21 protein-coding genes and 1 pseudogene are annotated in these 21,515 nt (G+C 61.5%); 13 read left to right on the top strand and 9 right to left on the bottom strand.

All coding sequences use genetic code 11. The features are described 5' to 3' along the window. Positions 1–9 precede the first annotated feature (9 nt). The 5 genes from MKL11_RS29880 (at position 10) to MKL11_RS29860 (ending at position 4,414) form a co-directional block, all read left to right on the top strand. The gene (locus MKL11_RS29880) at positions 10–528 is read left to right on the top strand and encodes a hypothetical protein (RefSeq protein ID WP_243950419.1); all 519 of its coding nucleotides are present in this window, start codon (positions 10–12) and stop codon (positions 526–528) included. After that, on the top strand, positions 528–1,298 hold the full coding sequence (locus tag MKL11_RS29875) for a hypothetical protein (RefSeq protein ID WP_243950417.1): 771 nt from the start codon (positions 528–530) through the stop codon (positions 1,296–1,298). Before MKL11_RS29880 ends, MKL11_RS29875 begins: the two co-directional genes overlap by 1 nt. Positions 1,299–1,517: 219 nt before the next feature. Beyond that, complete coding sequence (locus tag MKL11_RS29870) at positions 1,518–1,745, top strand: hypothetical protein (RefSeq protein ID WP_243950415.1); 228 nt, start codon at positions 1,518–1,520, stop codon at positions 1,743–1,745. 3 nt (positions 1,746–1,748) lie between these two features. Further along, positions 1,749–2,195: a hypothetical protein gene (locus MKL11_RS29865; RefSeq protein ID WP_243950413.1), complete on the top strand. Its 447-nt coding sequence runs from the start codon at positions 1,749–1,751 to the stop codon at positions 2,193–2,195. 5 nt (positions 2,196–2,200) lie between these two features. Next, positions 2,201–4,414 carry a hypothetical protein gene (locus MKL11_RS29860; protein WP_243950411.1) on the top strand — a complete coding sequence of 738 codons (2,214 nt, stop codon included), beginning with the start codon at positions 2,201–2,203 and terminating at the stop codon, positions 4,412–4,414. Between the two features lie 13 nt (positions 4,415–4,427). Here MKL11_RS29860 and MKL11_RS29855 read toward each other — a convergent pair whose 3' ends face one another. Continuing rightward, positions 4,428–4,646, bottom strand: coding sequence for a hypothetical protein (locus tag MKL11_RS29855; protein ID WP_243950409.1), 219 nt, complete (start codon positions 4,644–4,646; stop codon positions 4,428–4,430). A gap of 348 nt (positions 4,647–4,994) precedes the next feature. On the opposite strand from MKL11_RS29855, the gene MKL11_RS29850 reads away from it, so the two are divergent. Then, complete coding sequence (locus MKL11_RS29850) at positions 4,995–6,197, top strand: flagellin (RefSeq protein ID WP_243950407.1); 1,203 nt, start codon at positions 4,995–4,997, stop codon at positions 6,195–6,197. 245 nt (positions 6,198–6,442) lie between these two features. Here the strand turns inward: MKL11_RS29850 and MKL11_RS29845 are convergent, their stop codons facing one another. From MKL11_RS29845 to MKL11_RS29835, 3 genes are all read right to left on the bottom strand, one after another. Beyond that, positions 6,443–7,132 (bottom strand): Fic family protein, encoded by a 690-nt coding sequence (locus MKL11_RS29845; RefSeq protein ID WP_243950405.1) that lies wholly within the window; start codon positions 7,130–7,132, stop codon positions 6,443–6,445. A gap of 410 nt (positions 7,133–7,542) precedes the next feature. Beyond that, the gene (locus MKL11_RS29840) at positions 7,543–7,806 is read right to left on the bottom strand and encodes a hypothetical protein (protein ID WP_243950403.1); all 264 of its coding nucleotides are present in this window, start codon (positions 7,804–7,806) and stop codon (positions 7,543–7,545) included. Between the two features lie 11 nt (positions 7,807–7,817). Next, complete coding sequence (locus MKL11_RS29835) at positions 7,818–7,985, bottom strand: hypothetical protein (RefSeq protein WP_243950401.1); 168 nt, start codon at positions 7,983–7,985, stop codon at positions 7,818–7,820. A gap of 295 nt (positions 7,986–8,280) precedes the next feature. On the opposite strand from MKL11_RS29835, the gene MKL11_RS29830 reads away from it, so the two are divergent. From MKL11_RS29830 to MKL11_RS29815, 4 genes are read left to right on the top strand one after another with little or no spacing between them, the layout of a single operon-like run. Further along, positions 8,281–8,682: a hypothetical protein gene (locus MKL11_RS29830; RefSeq protein WP_243950399.1), complete on the top strand. Its 402-nt coding sequence runs from the start codon at positions 8,281–8,283 to the stop codon at positions 8,680–8,682. Further along, entirely contained in the window at positions 8,679–9,065 is a 387-nt protein-coding gene (locus tag MKL11_RS29825) for a hypothetical protein (protein ID WP_243950397.1), read from the top strand. The genes MKL11_RS29830 and MKL11_RS29825 overlap by 4 nt, the downstream gene beginning before the upstream one ends. Further along, positions 9,062–9,556 carry a hypothetical protein gene (locus MKL11_RS29820; RefSeq protein WP_243950394.1) on the top strand — a complete coding sequence of 165 codons (495 nt, stop codon included), beginning with the start codon at positions 9,062–9,064 and terminating at the stop codon, positions 9,554–9,556. The genes MKL11_RS29825 and MKL11_RS29820 overlap by 4 nt, the downstream gene beginning before the upstream one ends. Continuing rightward, on the top strand, positions 9,547–9,777 hold the full coding sequence (locus tag MKL11_RS29815; RefSeq protein ID WP_243950392.1) for a hypothetical protein: 231 nt from the start codon (positions 9,547–9,549) through the stop codon (positions 9,775–9,777). The genes MKL11_RS29820 and MKL11_RS29815 overlap by 10 nt, the downstream gene beginning before the upstream one ends. Here the strand turns inward: MKL11_RS29815 and MKL11_RS29810 are convergent. After that, on the bottom strand, positions 9,758–9,916 hold the full coding sequence (locus MKL11_RS29810; RefSeq protein WP_243950390.1) for a hypothetical protein: 159 nt from the start codon (positions 9,914–9,916) through the stop codon (positions 9,758–9,760). The genes MKL11_RS29815 and MKL11_RS29810 overlap by 20 nt on opposite strands. Before the next feature lie 775 nt (positions 9,917–10,691). On the opposite strand from MKL11_RS29810, the gene MKL11_RS29805 reads away from it, so the two are divergent. After that, a complete protein-coding gene (locus tag MKL11_RS29805; protein ID WP_243950389.1) occupies positions 10,692–12,380 on the top strand; it encodes a site-specific integrase in 1,689 nt (562 codons plus the stop codon). A gap of 178 nt (positions 12,381–12,558) precedes the next feature. After that, positions 12,559–13,525, top strand: a pseudogene (locus tag MKL11_RS29800) (IS630 family transposase). A gap of 337 nt (positions 13,526–13,862) precedes the next feature. Here the strand turns inward: MKL11_RS29800 and MKL11_RS29795 are convergent. Together MKL11_RS29795 and MKL11_RS29790 are read right to left on the bottom strand one after the other, a co-directional pair. Beyond that, entirely contained in the window at positions 13,863–15,248 is a 1,386-nt protein-coding gene (locus tag MKL11_RS29795) for a hypothetical protein (RefSeq protein WP_243950387.1), read from the bottom strand. Then, complete coding sequence (locus tag MKL11_RS29790) at positions 15,241–16,251, bottom strand: nucleoid-associated protein (RefSeq protein ID WP_243950385.1); 1,011 nt, start codon at positions 16,249–16,251, stop codon at positions 15,241–15,243. Before MKL11_RS29790 ends, MKL11_RS29795 begins: the two co-directional genes overlap by 8 nt. Before the next feature lie 872 nt (positions 16,252–17,123). On the opposite strand from MKL11_RS29790, the gene MKL11_RS29785 reads away from it, so the two are divergent. Then, positions 17,124–17,810, top strand: coding sequence for a zinc metallopeptidase (locus tag MKL11_RS29785; protein WP_243950383.1), 687 nt, complete (start codon positions 17,124–17,126; stop codon positions 17,808–17,810). Positions 17,811–18,054: 244 nt separating this feature from the next. On the opposite strand, the gene MKL11_RS29780 is transcribed toward MKL11_RS29785, so the two are convergent. Then, entirely contained in the window at positions 18,055–19,461 is a 1,407-nt protein-coding gene (locus MKL11_RS29780) for an argonaute/piwi family protein (RefSeq protein ID WP_243950381.1), read from the bottom strand. Next, positions 19,458–20,876: an SMEK domain-containing protein gene (locus MKL11_RS29775; protein WP_243950378.1), complete on the bottom strand. Its 1,419-nt coding sequence runs from the start codon at positions 20,874–20,876 to the stop codon at positions 19,458–19,460. The genes MKL11_RS29780 and MKL11_RS29775 overlap by 4 nt, the downstream gene beginning before the upstream one ends. Positions 20,877–21,515: the final 639 nt, after the last annotated feature.

Genomic DNA, 21,515 nt, shown 5'->3' with positions numbered 1-21,515 from the left:
CCCGAACCCATGAAGTTCTGCGCCTCGATGTCGAAGTGCAGCAAGGCCTACACCGTCGGTAAGCCCGGCCGCGTGAAGATCGCCCTCGACCGCGCCCCGCTGGACGAGGACAAGCTGAACAAGCTCATGTCTTTCCTGGCAGACAAGCTCTCGCCGGGCGACTTCGAGCAGTTTCAGGACCTCGTTGACGACGTGGTCGACGACGCGGAGGAGACCAACCCGAGCGCGCAGATGGCCGAGGACGGCTACTCGACCTCGACCCGCCGCACGATCCGCCGGGCTCACCGAAACATCGCGCTGGGCTTCGACAGCAGGCCTGCGGGGCGTGCTGGTGCCTCGCCGCGCGTCACCCACGATGCTGCTGGCTTCGCCTCCCGGTTCCCAGAGGTCGCGCGGGTGCGATCCGACCCAAGCCCGGGCGCCCATAATGGCTATAATCAGCAACCGCCTCGCGTCGCGATGGACTCAGCGCAGACGCAGTCTTTCGAGGATCGGTTCGGCACTGGTCGCATCGGGCACGCCTCCTGATGGCGCCCCGCGATCACCGGCAGGGTACGGCGCTCGCGCTCGTATCCGAGCCGTCCGCCCGCTCGCCCGAGCGCCAGGCCCTCGCGGATGCGCTCGACCTGCTCGCCGAGCGGCAGCGCGGTCTGGAAAACTGCCGCGCCGCTATCCGGGCGGCGGAATCCATGGAGGCCGAGGCCGCGGGTGCGCTGCACGTCGCCCAGGCCGACCTGAACCAGGCCAAGGAGGACCGTGCCGCTGAGATCACCGCTGCGGCTGCGGCCAGTGCCGCCGTGCCGTCCAGCGATCGGCAGCGCCTCGCCCGGCAGCGGGTGGGCGAAGCGGAGGACGAGCTTGAGGCCGTCCGGCAGTCCGTCGCCTCGGTGCGGGTGCCGCTCGAGGACTGGGAGTACTGGACCGAGCAGGCCGGCGATGTCGTGCGCACGGCCACGGCCGACGTGGCGGCGGCCGAGCTGCCCGCAGCCATCGCGGTGGCGATGACGGCGATCAAGAACGCTGAAACGTGCGTTCGCACCGCGCAGCTCATCTACCAGGCCAGCGCGGATCGGCGGTCCCATTTCGAAGCCGACAAGCAGCGCCAGGCGACCATGAACGGCCTGAACGGGCTCGCCAACGGGAACTGGACGACGCGGGACTTCAGCCGCGGCACGGCCCCTGACTGGCTCCAGGCCGTGGCACGGCTGCGCACCGATCCGGACGCCGCTTTCCCCGAGCTTCAGACCGTCGCGGATCTGCTGCCCGGCGAGCCCGGCCCCGGCGCATCCGCGCGGTGATGAGATGCCGCGTATTCATCCGCCTTTCCCGGGTCGGCTTGGGCGGGTGAGCGCGGCGAGTGCGGCTGGTCTGGCCGCGCGGCGCCAAGCTGTCGAGTGGCGTTCTTGAAGTAACTGACGGCAGGCGGACCAGGCTTGTTCATGGCTTGGCGACCCGCTCCGACATGGCTCCCGGCGCGTCATGCTCCGTGCCGGGAGCGCTGAGCAGAAGGCACCAGCATGATCGACCTCGGAAGCCTGAAGACCGTGCCTGGCCTGGAAACGGCCGTGGAGGCACATGCCGCCGCCGAGTGCGCGCTGGCCGCCAACCCGAGCCTGGCCGACGGCAATCCGACTACCTTCCTCGTGACCTTCACCTTGCTCGCCTGGGCCAAGGCCGGCGGGGACAACGCGAAGCTGCTGTTCGAGCTCGAGCGATCCGCGCTGCGGGCTGCACTGAAGGATTAGGCCATGGCGAGCGTGAAGGGCGGCGAGAAGCTGGAAGCGATCCTGAAGGGCATGGCGGCGAAGCTGAGCACTGGCTCGGCCGTGCGCGTCGGCTTCCTCGAAGGGTCGACTTACCCTGACGGGACCTCCACGCCCATGGTGGCCGCAATCCAGGAGTTCGGATCGCCGGCTCAGAAGATCCCGCCTCGGCCATTCATGCGGAACACAATTGCCGACAACGGCCCCGGTTGGCCCAAGGCTCTAGCAAAGATACTGGAAGCAACAAACTACGACGCAAAAAGGTCTCTGGATCTTTTCGGTCATGCCGTTGCCGATCAATTGCAGGCCTCAATCATCACATTTTCAACGCCAGCCAACGCGCCTTCGACGATCGCTCGTAAGGGCTTTGACGCACCGCTCCGCGACTCCGGCCATCTGCTGAACAGCGTCGAAGTAGAAGTGAAGGACTAAGAGCTATGGCAACTTTCGCCGACGCGCTTGCCATTACCATCGGCCTCGATCCGAGCGCCTTCAACAAGGGCTCGGCGCAGGTCAACGCGTCGATGCGCAAAACGCGGGAGGCGGCGCAGAAGGAAGGTGCCGGCGTCGAGAAGGCGATGGATAAGGCGTCCGAGTCGCTTGAGCGGTTGGCTCGCAATACCTTGAAGCTCCTCGCCATCTTCACGGCCGGGCGTGCCATCAAGGACTTCGTTGCCGACATCACGCAGGCGGACAGCGCCCTAGGCAGGCTCGCGCAGCGTCTCGGGCAAGCCCCATCCGATATTGCTGCCGTTGCCTCCGCGGTGCAGCGGGCCGGCGGTTCCTATGATGGGGCTGCCGGCTCGTTCCAGCGCTTTTCCGACAGCATCCAAGAACTGAAGACCACCGGCAATACCGGGATCCTGCCGTTCCTCTACCGTGTGCAGGCAGCAGGCGGGAAGCAGATCAACCTCAACCGGAAGATGTCGGACACCTTCCACGATCTAGCCGACAATCTGAAGGTCATCCACGACACGCAGGGCGCAGCGACCGCAAACTACATGGGCCAGCAGCTCGGGCTCGATCCCGACCTCGTCGCCCAGCTCGTCCAGGGCGGCGACGCCTACGACGCTATGGTTGCGAAGTCCAAGCGGCTCGGCATCGCCAGCAAGGCGGACACCGACGCCGCCCGCCAACGCACGGAGGCGTGGCGCGACCTCAACCAGGTGTTCGAGGATTTCGGGCGCAAGGTGTCGACCGCCGTCACGCCGGCGATCGTCGACCTGCTGAGGTATTTTCAGGACTTGGTCGTCGCCAACAAGGATTGGCTGCAAACCAACATCGTGGGCGGCATCAAGGAATTCGTCACTTGGCTGAAGTCGCTGGACTGGGAGCCGATCAAGCAAGGCATCAAAGCATTCATTGACGGCTGCGCCGCCGCGGTGGCGGCCGTCGGTGGCTGGACCCACGTCGTGGAGGGCCTGTTCGGTCTGTGGGCCCTGGAGAAGGTCGGCAAGGTGCTGGCGGCCATCGCCCTGATCCGGAAGGCTCTGGTGCTGGGCGATTCCTCCCTCTTGGCAGCCATGCTCCGGGTCGGCTTGCCTGTCGCCATCGGGGCGGCAGCGATGGGGCATGGGTTCCAGACGGCGGAGGAGTACGCCGAGGCCAAGAAGACCGATCCGGAGACCAAGAAATTCGATGACGAGCGGATCGGTCAGCGTGATCGCGTCCGTGGCGCCATCAGCCGGGGCTGGAACCGGGTGAAGCGTATCTTCGGTGGCGGTGAGGCCGAGGCGGCTGACGGCGCAGCTGGTATCCGCACACGAGCGCATCGTGCCGCCCGGGGCGACCAGTCCGGTGGCGTTGCGGCCAACCCAGGAGCCTATAAGGACGTGTTGGATCATATCGCCCGGTCAGAGGGCACTGCGAGCCAACCCGGCGGTGGGTACAACACGTCGCTCGGCTACGGGCGCTACCTGCCCGGAGGCAAGGAACAGAGCCTCACCGGCAAGACGCTCGACGAGATCCTGGCGCTCGGCAACTCCATGCGCCGGCAGCCGGGGAACCCGAATTCATCGGCGCTCGGTCGCTACCAGATCGTCGGCGACACCCTTCGGGATCAGATGCGCAAGCTCGGGCTCAAGGGCACCGACCTGTTCGACGAGAAGACGCAGGACCGGATCGGGGCCAACCTCGCCCGCCAGCGCGGCGCTAATGCCGCCGGTCTCCGACAGGAATGGGCTTCCCTCGTCGGCGCCAAAAACGCCACGGCGGTTGCCCTGATGCAGAAGGTCGACCCGAAGGCGTCCACGATGCCGCTGCCGACCCAGCGGGATAAGGACATCGTTACCATCCAGGCGGCTGCCAAGGACTTGCGGCCCGGCGCTTCAACTGCGCGCCGACCGGACATCCTCGCCGACCCGAAGGATGAGCGGCGCCAGGTGCCCGCAGCAGCAACGGCCCCGTCAGCCTGGAACGGCATTCCCGCCGCTGCGGCGGCCGTGGTGCAGGTTCACGCCGCCCAGGCTGCTCAGGCCTCCCGCGTCTCTAACGACAACCGTTCGGCAGTCGACAACTCGTCGGCGACCACCTTCAACGGCGGCATCACGGTCAACACCCATGCCACGGACGGGCACGGCATCGCCTCGGACCTGCAGGAGTCGTTCAAGAAGCGGTCGTTCGCGATGGGTGCGAACTACGGGCAGGCGTGAGCTGTCGCCCTGTTTAAGAGCGGGATGGCGGTTTGAGAGGGGGCGATTTTTGGGGCGGCTGAGCGATGGAACCGGTGAATTCAACGTCGAGCTTCTCGATGGCCGAAACCATATGCTCCAGCCGTCCTGGCAAGCTGTGTACGTAGCCATAGCCGCCCACACCTGCGACGACACCGGCCGCAATGCCGAGCAGCGCGACGCCATCCAGAACGAAGCTGCGGATCTTGAACATGGCCACGTCCCCCTGTCAGGGGCTTGCACCCTTACCCTTAACGATCCCGGCTCACTCGGTTTGCATCCCTGTACCAGGGCCGGGCCTACGCGATGGCGGCCAACAGCGGGCAGGCGTGAGGGCGTCCCGTTCCGCGGCATCGTGCAGAACCACGGGCGGCAGATGGCGAAAGCGTAGTAGGCCCGCAGCCCCGTCACTCTGGTAGCGATCAAATGACGGGTGCGTAGAGCCGAGATCGATATTGCTGTCTCAAGGAGCGAATGATTTCTCTGCTCACGAGCGCAATAATATTTTGTTCATCTTGTCGTGCAAAAAAGCGGTGCACGCTCAATGATGGATGCGTAACCAATGTCTTCCAGTGTCACGCTTACCGCGGCTACCCGTCAGAACCTGCTGTCGTTGCAGGATACGGCTGCGCTGACCGCGACCACTCAGAACCGGCTTTCCACCGGCCTGAAAGTTTCCTCGGCCCTCGACAACCCGGTGAACTTCTTTACGGCCCAATCGCTCAGTCAGCGCTCCGGTGATCTCGGCAATCTACTCGATGGTATCTCCAACGGGATCCAGTCGATCCAGGCCGCCAACCAGGGTATCACCTCGATCCAGAAGCTGGTCGATCAGGCCAAGTCGGTCGCCAACCAAGCGCTGTCTACCCAGATCACCACCACGGGTACTGCCTCAAGCACCTATGTTGCCCCAACTGGAGCCGCCACCCTGAACCTTTATATCAATGGCTCCGCCACCACCGTTTCACTAGCGACTGGCGACACAATCGATCAGACCCTCACCAAGCTCAACACGGCTGTTGGCGCTGGTAGCTTCACGAAAAGCACCGACGGCACTAAGATCGTGATGAACGCGTCCTCGGATCTGGAGTTCAAGGACACAGCCAGCCAGACGGCGCTCGGTTTTACGGCCGGCACGGCAAATTCCGGTCCCAGCTACGGAACGAGCGCGCTGACCACAATGGCGAGTCAGAGCTCGGATCTGAGCGTGTCGGGCGTGTCGGCCCGGGCCACGCTGGCTTCGCAATACAACAGCTTGCTGACCCAGATCGATCAGCTGGCAGGCGACTCAAGCTACAACGGCACGAACCTGATCAACGGCAAGAGCACCAACAACAACCTGACGATCAACTTCAACCCGAAGGGCAACTCGAACCTTCAAGTTACTGCGACTGACGAAACATCAAGCGGTCTCGGCCTGACGTCGATAACCAGTACATCTAATAATACATCGACGATTGGCCAGGGCAACTTCCTGCTCAACGCCGACGTCAACACGACTCTGAATAAGCTCACGACTGCATCGAGCCAGTTGCGTACCGATGCCTCTACGTTTGGCTCTAACCTGTCAGTAGTTCAGAACCGCCAGGATTTCACGAAGAACATAGTCAACGTCCTCGACACCGGCTCTTCGAACCTTACAGCCGCCGACCTTAACGCGGAAGCCGCAAATTCGCAGGCCCTGTCCACTCGTCAGTCGCTGGGCATCTCAGCCCTGTCGCTAGCCAACACCGCCCAGCAGGGCATACTGCAGTTACTGCGGTAAGCTTCACTACCATAGTCGACGCAGCGGCCGAGGCATCACCTCGGCCGTTTCGCGTTGTGAGTTTGAGCTTAGCGCGTCCCGGCAGGATAGCCGCCGGGATGGCGATGAAGAGGTGCGGTCGGGCGCTGCCCAGCATGGAGTCGGTGACAGCTTAGAAGTTGGTTGCGAGGATCACGGCGGCGAGGGCGTAGCTCATGGCGGGAGGATACCTGCCAGACCGTGGGTATCGAGCGGGAAGAGATGGTCTAGTGCGATGGCGAGATAGCCGTTACCGCGCTTGAAGATGCTGCCGGATTGACCGCTACCTCTGAGGTGACTGTGCTGGATGCGGCCGACCCCAATTGCTCGGTCACAAGCTTCGCCACAATAGAATGGAGAGGTGCAAGGTCGGCATTCCCTGTCAGCGCATGCGTATCGTGCGCAATCTGAAGCGCGGCACAGTATTCATCCCGCTCACGGCGGATCAATTCAGGGAGAATTGGGTCTCCGGGAAGCCAGCCACCAGCCCTAAGGCACAACACGAAGTAGCAAGCCGCACGAGCTGTTCGTCCGTTGCCGTTGATAAATGGATGTATATTATTTAAGCGCCACAAAACATGCGTAGCGAGCACAACTGGATCACTTTTGTCCCACGCTCGATTTACTTCATTAACGAAGTCGTCCATCAAAGCCGGAACGCGAAAATGCTCGGGAGGCTTGTGCTGACCCACCTCCACAAGCCACGGCCGATATACGCCGGCGTCATAGTGCAAGCAGGCTATCGCGTGAAAATTTAGCGCCTTGATGATATGCTGCGAGAAAAACGGACGCTCAATATTTAATGATGCCGCAACAATTGAACGAAGAAAGTCATACTGACGACTCCCGTTCTCTGCTTCTAGCGTCCGGTAGACGGGGTGGTCTTCCCTTCTACCGGCAAGTTCATGAATAATCACGGCGGCGAAACGTTGTTACCGCTGGGGCTCGCCTCTCTGCCTTTTTAGGACCTCGCGGATGTCCTCGCGAGTCATTTCGCTGTCCATAGGCATGGCCCCCATCACGAAAGATAGGCGCTGCCGCTCAATCTGATCGGGGGGCAGAGACAGGGTCGCCGACTGCTGGATTGCGGCCAGCAACTTCTCATCAGTGCGAAGCTCGGTCATTGCGGGGTCCCTGGCGCAAAAGCGTGATGGTGGTTCACGGTATTGGCTTGCGGATTATGCGTCGGCGGCCGTCAGGTGTCACGTGACAAGAGTGACAGGGAAGCTGGAAGCGTTCGCAGCCGTTCCAGCGATCCGCTTTTATCCCCGGAATAAGTCAGGACCGCTTCGCCTTCAGCGCTTCCTCCACGAGGCCGCGGATGGGGTCAGTGCCGCGTGCTGATGGGCACGGCACCGAAAGATGCGATGCCGTCCCGCTCCACGGCCTCGGCGAACGCACGGTAGGCGTCCTGCTCGGTTGCAAAGCGCTCCTGCCATTCGGTGCTGCCGCTCGACATGTGAATGACAGCCAGCTCCCAGGGATCCTGCGTCCCCGCGGTCCGATAGATCTCCACGTCGACGGTCTCACCCTCGCGGGTGAACGAACCAGACAACGGAGAGTGCTCGAACTCGCGGTCCTCGTCCTCCACCGTCGGCCCCTTCAGTTCGCCCTTGCCCTACCCAACACCGTGATGAGGCCGCCGACAAGCAGCCCGGTCAGCAGGATCATGACTCCGGCGTAGTGGTAGCCCGCGCCGTGGAGGAGCCTGACCGCAGCCACCGCGAAGACCATGACGCCCAGTCCCACGGCCAGTGGTTCCGGCCTCATGTCAGGTAGCCCTTCGCCTTCAGGTGCTCGGTGAGGATCTGGCGGATGGCCTCAGATCGATGTTGTCCGTCCGATCCATCCTCGGATCGAAGCGCATCGAGAGCAGCGGCCTGCTCAGCCGTGAGGCGAAGCTGAACCTGCACCGGGACTGTCTGCCCCGGAGGTCGGCCACGCCGTTTCGCGTTTACGGGAATTGACATCCACATATTTTCCCGTTTACAACAAACACGGGCCGAACGGAAGGGCTCAATCTTCCATCCGGCCCTGACCACCAACCGCACCAGGAGTGCTGTTCATGGCTATCCACCACTCTACACCGCCCTTCCGTGGCGGTGAACGCCCGCGCTTGCCTTCAGCACAGGTAGGACCGGTCACACAGGCCATCCGCGCGATGCGAGCGGCTGAACCTGTGTCCCACTCAGGTTTTGCGGGGCAGTTCACCCACGGCATCCGCGCCCTGTCCCGCACCGAGGTCGAGAACCTGGTCGAGGGGCTGATCGATCTCCTCGACGGCTGGGATGGCGACGCCGACTGCGAAGCCACTGCACTGGAGAGGTCTGGCCGAGGTTTCAGATCTTCCGGCTACGATGACGCTGAAGACGGCCACGACGCCGAGGCCAACACCGACGACAACGGCATCGCCGATTTCCACGCGCTCGGCGAGCAGGGCTTCCCGGGCTATGGAGGCTGCTTATGAGCGGCCCCGGCAACCGCCGCGGCTTCCTCCGCGGCCTCACCATGCTTCCGCTCATCGGCGGCGGCGTGACCCTGATCGGGGCTCCGTCCGCGGTAGCCCTTCCAGTGACGCCCGCTTTGCTAAAGGCCTACACTGATTGGCTCGCCGTCGAGTATGGCGAAGCGCTGATTGAGCTGGACGCCATTGGAGCCGCAGACAAGCCGGTAAGGATCGCCCTTGCCGTCGAACGGTTCCGTCGTGAGTGGTGTCAGGACAACGGTACCCTCAATCCTTCAAGTGGTGGGGGTAGGCGGTTTGAGCGTCCCCCCGTCGCTGCACCGTCCACCCGCGCGGCCATCGTCTTGGCGGCTGTCGGCGCCGATTGGCAGGAGAGTGGCCGATGACCGCCTCCACCCGCCGCGCCGCGCTCGGTGCCATCCTCGCCGCTCCGATCACAGGTGGGGCCGTCATGGCCCTTCCTTCTGCCCTCGTAAAATTGCGGGATCACGAGGCCCAGTTCCTCGCCCTCGTGCCGACGCTACTGCCTAAGCTTGTCGAGTTTGACCGGCTCTGGGCCGAGGCGACCCGGCTCTACAGCGTCGCCGAGCAAGCGCATCCCCACCCTGATCCGCGGGTCTTCAATCTCGAAGCTCTGAAGGAGGCAGATCGGAAGTTGGTGGCAACGCCTGAATGGGTCGCCTACCTCGTCGCGCGGCGGCCGGCGGATGACTTGGACGCCGACATCGATGAGACCGTCGCGCCCTTCATGGATCTGCCAATGGTGAGCCTGCCGGGGATCCTGCTGAAGCACCGGATCGGGATGACGCTCGGCCAGTACGAGGACGACGCAAGGGACGACATCGATCGGCTGGCAAAGGAGGCCCTATGCGCCTGATCAGCCCGTTCATCGTCGCGGTGGCGTGGTGGCACACGAGGCGGGTCCGCCGTGCCACCCACGACATGCGCAGGGCGAACTACTACGCCACCCGGAGCCTGCGGACGCTGATCGCAGTCGGTCGAGGCCCGATCCCGCGCACGCTCAGCGGCGTGCCGGCGATCCCGCCGATGCCAGTGCCCGTCGGAGTCGAGGTGTCGCTTATCCGACGAATATCCTGATGAAGTCCGCGCATGCGATGGCCAACAGCAGCACCACCCCCCAGCTCAAGGCACGGATCTGGCGCTGCGCCTCGGAGGCCTTCGTTTCCAGCGCGACGACGCGCAGCCGCATCCACTGGACCTCGTCTTCGAGGTTCATTTTTAGGCTCCATCGCTGGGGTCGTAGCCTCCGATGGTAGGCGGCGTGGGCCCGCTGTCCATCCATCTCGGCGGTGCCAGTCTGTCCGGTCCATCATCGGACGCAGGCGCCAAGTTGGCGGTCGCGTCAGTTCAAGTTGCCAACCTGGCGACTTGGTCGACAGAGGGTTCGCCAAGCTGGCGAGGGCTAAGTTGAGCTTAGGGCGTCAGGCCAGGCTCGACAGGGTGGGGGACGCGTCCCTCACCTTGGGTGGACGGCCTAAGCGTTTCTTAGGTCGACGTGTGTCGCCAACCTGGCGACTCACGAGAGCGGTCAAATGCGAAACGGTTTCGCTTTTGGATAACGGACATCGTGTCCGTTTTGCGCTCCCCAGATCCGAGGAGGCCAAACACGACACCGTGTCGCTTTTTGAAAACGGAAACGGTTTCCGTTTTGCCGACCCTCACAGCATCCACGCCCACCCGGCGATCGACCAAGAACATAGGCAGGCGTGGAGGTCGACCGAAGTCGACTTTTAGACAGTGCGCTTGATCGCGTCGAAAGTCTCGAACGTCGCTCGCGTATCCCGTGCGGGTAGGGTGCAGCAATCACATGGATATGATCGTGGGTAGCAATCTAGGCTAAGGAGCTAAGTGCATGACAAATAACAGCAATGAGCGCCACTCGGGCGGACCCCCTCTCCGCCATTCGGTCCCTAAGCACCTGCAATAGCGGTATCTTTTTGGTATCGTAGGCTTTTGAGCGCGCTCCTGCTACGAAGGAGTGCTACGAAGCCATGAGGTCGATGGTGGGTCTGGTCCAGCGCCGGGGCATCTTCTATTACCGTCGCACCATCCCGGAAGCCCTGCGGCCGGACATGCCATTCGTGCTCGCGTCGGCCGCGCCGGGCGTGTTCAGCGAGGCCGCGCCTGTCACGTTGAAAGGGAGCCGAGCCGGCCGGGAGTTCTGGGTCAGCCTCGGTACGCGTGACGCCGACTTGGCTCGCGAGAGCGCGCGCCACCTGGACAGAGAGGCGGACGCGCTGATCAGCCTCACCAGGCGTCGTTTGGCCGTTCACACAAAGCCAAAAATCTCACACCTCGACGAACTGACGATCAAAAGTTTGGTCGCGACGTTTCGGCATCGCAAGCTAGCCAACGATGAGAGCCGACGCCGTGGGACTCAGCCGTTGAGCCAAGCCGAGTTCACTGCGTTGGGCAGAGAGATCGAAGCCCGAGAGGCGGAACTGCGCGAAGCGAACGCGCGCGGCGATTGTGGGGCGACCCATTTCGATCTCGCTGCAATGACGACGGTCTTCGAAGCGGGCCTCCATCTCGAGTTTGGGTCCCAGGCGGACCGAGGTGTCCACTTAGCGTTCGTCGAAGCCGAGCTTGATCTCATGACGATCATCAAGGATCGGCAGAACGGTGCGACCCGTCCGACACCGTCGTTTATCCCGACGGAAACCATCCCAACGACACAGGATTTCGCGACTACGCCGCCAACTCAGAAGCCCGACGCGCCAACCGTTGAAACGATTCTGGAGGGCTGGAGCCGCGACCACCAACCAGTGGAAAAGACCGTCTATACATTTTCGAGCAAGGTAGAGCGGTGGGCTTCTTTCCTCGCAGAGCGAGGCGGCTCGTTTCAGACTGCGACGTTGTCGGACGCGTCGGACTGGAAGCTTGCATCCCTCGCCACTCGGTCGGCAAAGAGCGTGTCCAACGACATTTACGCCGTCAAAGCGATCTATAGCTGGGCAGTGGCAAACGGAAAATGTCCGACCAACCCCTTCATCGGCCTCAAGCAACCGCGGGCCGTGGTCAAGGGACAGCGTCGATCAACGAAGCGGGAGTTCACAGAGGAGGAAACCGCATGCGTTCTCCTCGCCGCGCGCGGGCGAGAAGGTTATCGTCGATGGGCCCCGTGGATTGCCTGTTTTACTGGTGCGCGTATTTCCGAAATCTGTCAGCTGGAACGTTCAGACATAAAGAAATATGAAAACATTCATTATTTTAATATGACTACAGAGGTTGATTCCGACGATTATATCAGTTCTGCAGATCGTAATGTCAAAAATGTCAAGAAAAACCTGAAAACGTCCGGTTCGAAACGTAAAATCCCGATTCATCCTAAACTCATTGAGGAGGGATTTCTGGAATTCGTATCGGCTTGCCGGGGCAGGTATCTCTTTGAGGACGCAACACCAGATCGCTTCGGAAGCCGCGGGGGAAACGCGACTAAGGTGCTGAGCAGATGGGTCAGGAAAAATCTCAAAATCATAGATCAGAGAATAAGTCCGAATCACTCATTCCGGCATCGGTTTTCGACCCTTTGCAAAAATCACAATGTCTCACCAGAGATGAGAGATCGATTGATGGGACACAGTAGCGGTGATACAAGCGAGATTTATGGTGAAGGTTATTCTGTATCGACGTTGTTCCAAGAGATTTGTAAAATTCCAACGCCCCCTGGGATTGAGTAGGGCTTTACAATACCGTTCGTAAAAAACTTATTTGATCTTCAAAATGCATGAATTTAGTATGCGTCGACTCAACGTCGGACGGAATTAATATAATGGGGCGCGACGTTAGTTAGAGCCGGTCCCGGGCTGCTTGCGACGGGTTAGCGGGTGGCGCGTTGACGGGTGAAGGAGCATTCCAATGCCTTCACCTCTGTCCATCGACTTGCGCGAGCGTGTCGTAGCTGCCGTGGCGGCGGGTGCCTCGTGCCACCGAGCCGCGGCTCGCTTTGGGATCAGCGTGTCGAGCGCCAGCCGCTGGTTGCAGCGCTTCCGCCACGAGGGCCAACTCGCCTCCAAGCCGATGGGCGGCGATCACACCTCGAAGCGAGTAGAGGCGCATGCCGGGCTGATCCTGGCGACCTCCGAGCAGGAGCCACGCCTCTTCCTACGCGAACTGCGCGACCGGCTGGCTGAGCAGGGCATCCAGACCAGCACGAGCGGCCTGTCGCGCTTCTTTGCCCGTCACGGGATCAGCTGGAAAAAGGGGCGACGTACGCAGCTGAGCAGGAGCGTGCGGACGTGAGAGCTGCCCGCGAGGCGTGGTTCGAGGCACAGCCCGAGCTCGACCCGGAGCGGCTGGTGTTCCTGGATGAGACGGCGGCCGCCACCAACATGGCGCGCCGCTACGGTTGGGCACCGCGCGGCGAGCGCTGCCGGCTCACGGCCCCGTTGGGCCACTACAAAACCACCACCGTCACCGCCGCCCTTCGCACCAGCGGACTGTGTGCCACCGCGCTATTGGACGGTCCCACAAACGGTAGGCGCTTCCGCAGCTACGTCACCGAGACCCTGATCCCGGTGCTCCGCTCCACCCTGGCGACATCGTCGTCATGGACAACCTGCCAGCCCACAAGGTCGCCGGCGTGCGTGAGGCGATCGAGGCCGCAGGAGCGCGGCTGCTCTACCTTCCGTCCTGCAGCCCTGATTTCAACCCGATTGAACAGGCCTTCGCAAAGCTGAAGGCGCTGTTGCGCAGCGCGGCAGCCCGCACGATCCTGGATCTCTGGGCGGCGATCCGCCAGGCCTTCACGCGCTTCACCCCGCAGGAGTGCCGCAACTACCTCGCCGCAGCCGGCTACGAGAACGATTTGGCCGTCGCTACCTGACCGGAAACGGCTCTAGGAGATGGTCGGGGGGCTGTCCTGTAATGTTTGATCGTCCTTTCTGCAAGAAATTGCGCCGCGCGCGTCCACTGGTTCGGTCGTTAACTACAACGCGAGACCCTGAACGAATATGTCCTTCAGCTGGAGAAAATTCTGCTTTGCGCCATGAACGGACATCAGCTGACCGCCCGGTAACGGACATTCAGTTTCGGATGACCGTCGCCGTGTCGGCCCCTGGAGCGGGCCGCTCCTATGCGATCAGTTCTACCGAGCTATCAGCCGAACTGCGGGGACACGGAGTGTCCTCTCCTCCCCTGGCGCTTCTGACAGCGCAAACCACTTACGGCTGCGGGTGGGCCTGTGGCGGGGGAGCCATTTTCGGCTTGGCGGGCGTTGGCGGAGCCGGATCGGGTAGCGGGCTTGGCTTAGACGGCGACGCGTTCGTCGGTGTGTTGGCTGGCGAGACAGGCGACGGAGGCGTCGGAGCCGGTGCGACAGGCGTCACAGCCGGCGGGATCGGTGTTGGTGCCGACGCCGAGACCTCACCCGACCAACAGCTCATGTACGGGACGTTGGTCACTCGATACGCGACGAACGTGGCCACCGCTGCCCCGACGACTGCGAGCATGCCAACAAACCCCAGAAACCTTCGCTGCCATTTGATCCGACCGGCGAGGGTGACGAAAATCGTATCGAACTGATCGCTGAGCGCCGCAAAGTCCCGCTGAAACTTGGTTTTTTGGCGCGCGATATCGTCGGATATGGACGCCAGCGTCGCCCATTGGTTTCCGATGGCGATCGCCAAGAGCGCGACGAAGATCCACGCTCCCACGACGACGGCGAAGTTGGTCCAGAACTCGACGCTGCAGACGGATGTGACTTTCAGCTGCGAGGCGACGATGACCGTCGCGACAGGGATACCGAGCAACTGCGTCTGGATATCGATAATCGTTTTATGGATCTTGTTGAGATAATCGATGCGTGCGGCTTCGATCTCGTTGCGGATCTTTGAGTAAGAGAAGCTGGACGCGAACAGCTGATAGCCGTTGCGAACTTCCTCGTTCACCGAACCGAGGTTTGCGATGAGGTGGCGAAACCGGACTGCGACGGGCTGAGCCGCGCAGATCCCGATGACGGCTTCGGCGAGGATCGCGAGCTTCTGGTCTCGGTGAATCTCATCGGCGCACGCGCTGAGAATGGCGTCGGCATCGGAGACGCTCACACGGCCCAAGTCGAGGGCCTTATACGCCAGCGGAACGCTGAACTTGCCATCCTTGATGAAGATCAATTCCCTTTTGGATTGATCGACATAGGCCGCTGCTTCGCCGATGAGCTTTGTGAACTCGAGGACCTTGCGATAGGTCGCTAAGCGTTCGGGACAGGGATCGATGTCCGGTGTGATACCGCCGTCGATGACGAAGTAGGCGCGCGGTTCTTTGATCCGCGCTTCCGGGGTATCGAGTAACCCGTCGAAGTCGCGAACGAGGGAGCCGAGCGCAATCCGGGGTGGGCCGACGCGGACTGATACGATCTGACCGACTTGAAGCGCGTCGTCGTCGAGCACCACGATGTCTGCGTCAACAGCGACACCCTGGTCATCTTCGATGAGTTGGATGACCTCCAGGACTTCTGGAGTCGCAATCGACAGCCTTCCCTGATCGCCGTTCTGATCGAAGGCGATATGACGATACAGCAGGGTCAGCTGGTCGAATGTGATCCTAGCCATCTTGGCTGTACTCAGCGCGCAGTTGCGCTGTGAGATCCTCGGGCAGGCCGGTCAACGTGAGGGTGTTGTCCTCAGCGTTGAACCGCACATTTCCGCGGGTGATCGCATCGCGGTTGAACTCGATGCTCCAGGTCGGGGTCTTGCCCTTGAATTTGATCAGCGGTCCGAGGGCGCGGCGATCAGGCACGAAGCCGTCGTTGAGGCGCAGATCGGGATCGGCCAGAACGGTCATCAGCCTCTCGGGATCCTGCGGGCTCAGTTCGTTGGCCAGCACTTCGAAGCTGAGTTCCTCCTGAGCCTTGGCCGAACGCTCGCAGATAGTTTTCGCGCGGGCGAGGAAATCGTCCTTGCTCGGGGTGTCCATGTCTTCATCGGTGGCGAATGCCATCAGTGCCTGGACGAGCTCGGCCGTGTCGCGGCGGTTCTGGACCGTGGTGTCACAGCCTAGGAATTCCTTGAAGTACTCGGAGACCTCCCGCTTGCCCTTCAAGAAGCCGATGTAGCGCTCCTCGCCGTTGGCCCAGCCGGTCATGTTGATGCGGCCCGCGAACCGAAAACCGTCCATGTCGAGATGGCGAACATCCTGGACATCGAGGTCGCTCGTCATCGACGCGCCGAGCTTCTCGTTGACGATCGCGATTAGGAGGTACTGCCGTTCTTCGCGCTCGAAGTGAGCGAAGAAGACGTGGCCGCCCGTGGCAGCGCCCTTGTAGCCCGCCTGGGCTTTCAGCGTTTCCATCATCTTGTGCGTCAGCGTCGTGAAGTCACTGGGCTGGACGTTGAGGTAGACGCGAAGGTGCTTCTCGGTCGGAAATCGATCTTCATCGACCGCGAATTTCCCGTAAGATTTCGAGGTCCGCTTGGCGTAGAGAGCGGTGAGGTCGTCGATCACGCGTTGCATCGTCTGAGTAACTTTCAGATCGCTTTTTCCGTGCTTAACGACGAAGGCGCCCTGGGTTTTGGTTAGGTCGTGGATCGCGACGCGGATAATGGTGTTTGTCACCTGCCCTCCCAGCGGCGAATGCAACGACCTCAAGTGTCGTTCACTGCGGCCGAGACTGGCTGGGCGCAAGGACGCTGACAACCCAGACGATACGATCGCCGCCCCCTGTCCCGCGCTCCTTTCGGGGTGAGTTGGACCGTGCAGAGCGCTGACCCCGCATCCCGCGTGACCCCGCTGGGTTACATTGTGAACGAATCAAGAACAAGCGTGGGTTGGCTGCGGCGTGCTCGCTACGCCAAAGCGCAGAGAACCTGCGCCGCTGTATGCAAACTAGGGTTTTGTATACAGCACGTTTCGAAGTGTCGGACTGCGTGGGACTGACGGTCACCGTCGAGGATGCGACCGGCGAGAAGGCCCGCCATCTTGAAGAGCTTCGGGTTCTGCCGCTATCGCATTGGTGCGGCGGCCGGAGCGCGCCGGAGCTTCTCGCGGCGTTTGTCCGTCCCAATGGTCGCGACGCGGCGCGGGCGGGTACGACAGAACCCCGATCCCAGGCGGCGTTACGCGCAAAAGCTGTTCGCCCAATGCGAGCGGATCGCTAGAGTCGCTAACGAGCAGAAACGGCAACAGTCTAAAAAGGACACTCGAGCTAACGCCTCGTGAGGTGCCTAAAGGGCAACAAACCGCGGTGGAGCACAACACCCCCAGTCAACCCCGCCTAAGGTTCATAGCCGCGGGCTCGCCGCCCACAAGCGGACATTCCCAATGCCCGGAATGGGTCGGATGCCGAACGTCCGCTTCGAGGCTAGTGGCTGACTTCCGCTACCCACCCAGTCCGGTCTTTGACGCCTGTGGCGCGATTGTCGGACTGTGAACTTCTCGGGTAAGACGCCGCGCTTCCACATATACGGCCGCGTGCCTACATATCCCTCGTGCCCATCCTCCTAGCGCTTGGCGCCGCCCTCCTGTTCGGCCTGGTGTTCGGCCCTCAGTGGTGGGTGCGCCGGGCGATGCAGCAATACGCCACCGAGCGGCCGGACTTGCCCGGGACCGGCGGCGAGCTTGCCCGCCATCTGCTCGACCTGGCACGGCTGGAGCACGTCATCGTCGAGATCGCGCCTGCCGACCACTACGATCCGGTCGCGAACGTCGTGCGGCTGTCGCCGGGGAACCATGACGGCCGCTCGATCACGGCGGTCGCGGTCGCGGCACACGAGGTCTCCCATGCGCTCCAGCACGCGGCGGGAGACCAGCTTTTCGCGGCGCGGGTGAGTTTTGCCCCGGTCGTGCAGGGCTTCGAGTTTGCTGCGGCAGTGGTGATGATGACTGCGCCCGTGGTGCTCGCTCTCGTCCATTCGCCGGTGCTGCTCGCCCTACAGGTCGGTATCGGCATCGCACTCCTCGGCGTTCGCCTCGTGTTCCACGTCCTGACACTGCCCGTCGAACTCGACGCGAGCTTCCGCCGGGCCCTGCCCATCCTGGAGACGGGTCACTTCCTGGACGCAGGCGACATGCCCGGCGCCCGCACCGTACTGCGCGCCGCAGCCCTCACCTACGTGGCCTCGTCCCTCATGGCGCTCGTGAACATTGCCCGCTTTCGGCGGCTCCTTCCGTTTTAAAACCTCCGAGGCGAGGGACCGATGCGCCTGCCCGCCAAACTGCGAGCGGACCGCCACCTTCGGAACCAGACCTGGCCATTCCTCCCAGTTGCTGTGCGCCAACAGCCGACATTGGCTGCCTGCCCAAAAGCCGACACTCGGGAGGACGGTCAGCTCAGAATCAACGTGCGCCCATTCAGGACAGCTGCTTCCCCCGGGGTTCTCTTCAGGGCTTAGGACCGAGTGGCAATTCTTTTAAACCGGGCTACATGTAGAAACTGTAACCGACCTGCGGCTTCTCTGTTGGACTGACATATTTCATGATGTCTCCGATCTTCCGAGCGCACTCCAGCGTGATTGGCAGCCGGCCATCCATCTGGGTATTGTTCCAATTCATTTTCGTCAGCCCAAGGATCTCGTCGCACAAGCTTTCGAGGGATGAATCCTGCTCATAGACGGTAATCTTCAGCGGATTCGGCACATACATACCCGGATAGGTCTTGTAGAAATCGACTGTCCCACGAGTGTAGAGCACGCCCTCAGTCTCTGAGATCGTCAGCATGGTGCCACGCTTCGGAGGATAGTCACTGTCGCCGAAGAGCCTAATCTCGGTATCGGTGATCGCGACGAAATCCTTCGACCGGATGCCCTTTTCGTCGAGTGCCCGCAGGAAACCGGCTCGCTCACTGTCACGGAAATAGCTGGACTTGTGGATCACAATTCGCGCCGGCATGTGCTCGAGGGCCCGGTCATACTCGTCCAGGGCATCGCGCAACAGCTCGTAGGCCTGCTCCTCGTTTAGGTACGGGTGCCGGTTCTTCTTGTCGATCGAGACTGGGGTGCCGCGGAGGATGATGCCGTGCCCGAACTCATCGAAAACCTGAGCGAGGCTGGACGAGAGCGTCGCGCCATCCCGACTCTTGTAGAACCCGATCCCAATGTAGCAGGACCGCAGCTTCGCCGTATCTTCGACTAGGCGCCACGGGATCGTGCGGTTGCCCTTGTAGTACAGAGCCGTGCAAAAGTTCCACGCCTTGGTGGCTGGATCCTGCTGATCGCCAGCGAACTTCGTGATGAGAATAGTCTTCTCGCGTACGAGCTGAAGCGGTGTGCCGAGGTGCATCGACTTTGCTTTGAGGATACGCCTGAAATTGTGCTCTAGATCATGCTCGTCCGAGTCGTCGTTATCGGCCGTCGTTACGGAATCGAACATCTCGTTCGGCATGACGCAGACGATCACATCGACGGCCCTGTTCTCGGCCAGGAAGCGGATCTGCTCGTAGTACAACTCGACGGCGCGCTCGATGCGATCGACGCGAGAGGCCATCTTCACGACTTCCGTGATGTCTGACTTCTTCAGGGTGCGGGTGTACTGCGGCGAGTTGATCAGTTTTGTCAGAAAGCCATAGTTTTGGTTGATCCCGCCGAAGCCACGGAACAGGTTCAGCAGCTTCGACTCTTTCTTGCGCTCAATGCCGATCCGGCATTTTTCCAGCCACTCGTCCAGGAGATCGACCCCCTCGCCGCGGCCGACAACTCCTATCCGCAGCTCTGTCCGGCGCAGCTCGTCGCGCTTGTCGTAGACCCCCATGTGCTCGATCCCGGTGCGGGGGCAGATGTGGGTGCCGGTACCGAACTCCAGCAGCGGTTCCGCCAGCGTGGTCAGCTTCATGCGGCAGTTCCTTCAGCCAGATCGTCGCCTTCGTCGCCCTCGACCTGATCGGCCTCATCAGCCTCAGAGACGTCGAATTCCAACAACGGCAGGAATTGCAGGCCTACATACTTGGCATCGTCTAGCTTAGACAGGAAGTGGGCGACGAAGCGGACCATGTTCCGGACGCTGGCGTTATGTTCGAGCCGCTTCTGCGTCGACAGTAGGTCCTCGTGCCAATGCGATTTGACATAGCCGTTGTACGAGTAATACCAGCTCGGCACGATCTGCGCGTACCAGTCGCCGTCCAGCTTCGAGAACGTTAAATCGAAGGAAAAATGTGTGTGGTGAGCGACCTTCGTCGGGTCCTTGCGCTGGTACTTCAGCTCATACACCCGCCGGGTCGCCGTCTTCTTGCCGACCCACGTCTCCTTCCGTTCGATCTGGCCTTCCTCGATGGGACCGAAGAAAAAGAACCCGTCCTTGGCATGCTTGCGGACGTGATGCTTCTTTAACTGTTCCCAGACTTCGGCAGAGAGTAGCTGCTTCAAGATGTTGACATTATCCAGCTCGGGAGAGTTGGCAAGGTCGGAGATCTCCAGCCGCTCCACTGAGCCTTCGTCGACGACACTTCGCAGCCCGCACTGCTCGATATCGAGGAATGAGAACAGCTTATTGTCATGACAGACCCAGGCGTCGGTCTCGACGCCGTTCAAGAGCAGCGCCATCTTGACGACGGACTTCCGGCTCTTGGCCTTGCCCTTGTAGTTGAGCTCCGCTTTGGCCCGGTCGATTACGGCTTGATCATCGATCGTAAGCTCGGCGACGTAAGCGGCCTCGGGCAGCCGGATCCGTTGCAGGTTGGACGTGATCGCGGTCGGTGCAGCCACCCCATCCGAGCTGAAGCTGATGAAGGCGTCGACTTCACCCAGGATGTGCTTGAACTCGGTTAGCACTCTCTCCTGCGCGGCGAGCCGCAGGCCAGACACCAGGCCGAGGAGATCGCCAAGGTCGATGATGTGCTTCTTGCAGTTGAAGGCGAACCGGTCGGTCAGCATCTCGTTGATCGACGCTTGGCTGTACGAGGCCTGCTTCCTAGCCAGCATGAGGATGAACAGCTCGTCGAAGGTATTATAATAGGCCCGATCCATGAACTGGCGGATGGTGGCCTTCACCTTGTCGAGCGTCGTGGTCGACGTGATCTGGAACGCAACGCGGTCGTGGTCGTCGCCGAGATCGATACCCGGATAGTTCTTCTGCTTCCGATTCAGATTGACGAGGTGGGGCAGATTATAGACCGATTTCAGGATCGGGATGAAGGCATCCTCGAGCGCGAGGTTGATGTCGGTCCGTACCTGAGAGGTTGCTAGCTCGACCTGAACCACAATGCGGCTAACCACATCCCGAAGCTGGTTCTCGATCTCGAGCTGCCTCATCAGGCGCCCCCGTTCGCACGCGGCCAAGACACCATCATGAGAACGCAGAGGGAACATTTCAAGGGGGGCTCACGCTGCCCGGGAGCGGACATTTCAAGAGGCTGCTTTGGGTCAACCGCGGAAACCGATGGTCTCCAAAACAGCAGACGTTCTGCAATGCGCCCATATCAGTCACTCACCGAATGCCGACTATCTCTCCGAAGCGGACATCGGGGCACGAAGCGCCGGCCAATTGTGTGCGGACAGTTACGCTCAAGGATCGTTTCTTTCGGAGCGGTGCGCACGATCAAGTCTGAAATGGGTTCAATCGCATCGGCAAAGCCGCTGTCGACCGGACCAGGGTCGGGGACAGCTACCCGCTAACCCGCGCCGCCCCTTGGTTAGAGCGAGGAGACGTTTGACGATGCGAGACGCTTCCAAATGCCGTCGGCTGTTGCGATCGATCTGTCTACTACTGTCATCACATCGCGAAGAATGACCATGCTGCGCGTCGTGCGCACAATCTCGGCCCAAACGATCGCCAACTCGTACATCTTGAGAGCGTCGACATACTTCATGAGCAACGACACCGGGACGATAGAATTGCTGCCGGCCGCGGTCCATCAGCTGGCACGAGCACGAGGCAATCTCCTATCGATC

Origin of the sequence: Methylobacterium sp. J-077 (assembly GCF_022829365.1) — a bacterium.
In the GTDB taxonomy this organism is placed as follows: domain Bacteria; phylum Pseudomonadota; class Alphaproteobacteria; order Rhizobiales; family Beijerinckiaceae; genus Methylobacterium.
The sequence above is the reverse complement of the archived record's forward strand: the minus strand, read 5'-3'. Positions and strand labels throughout refer to the sequence as shown.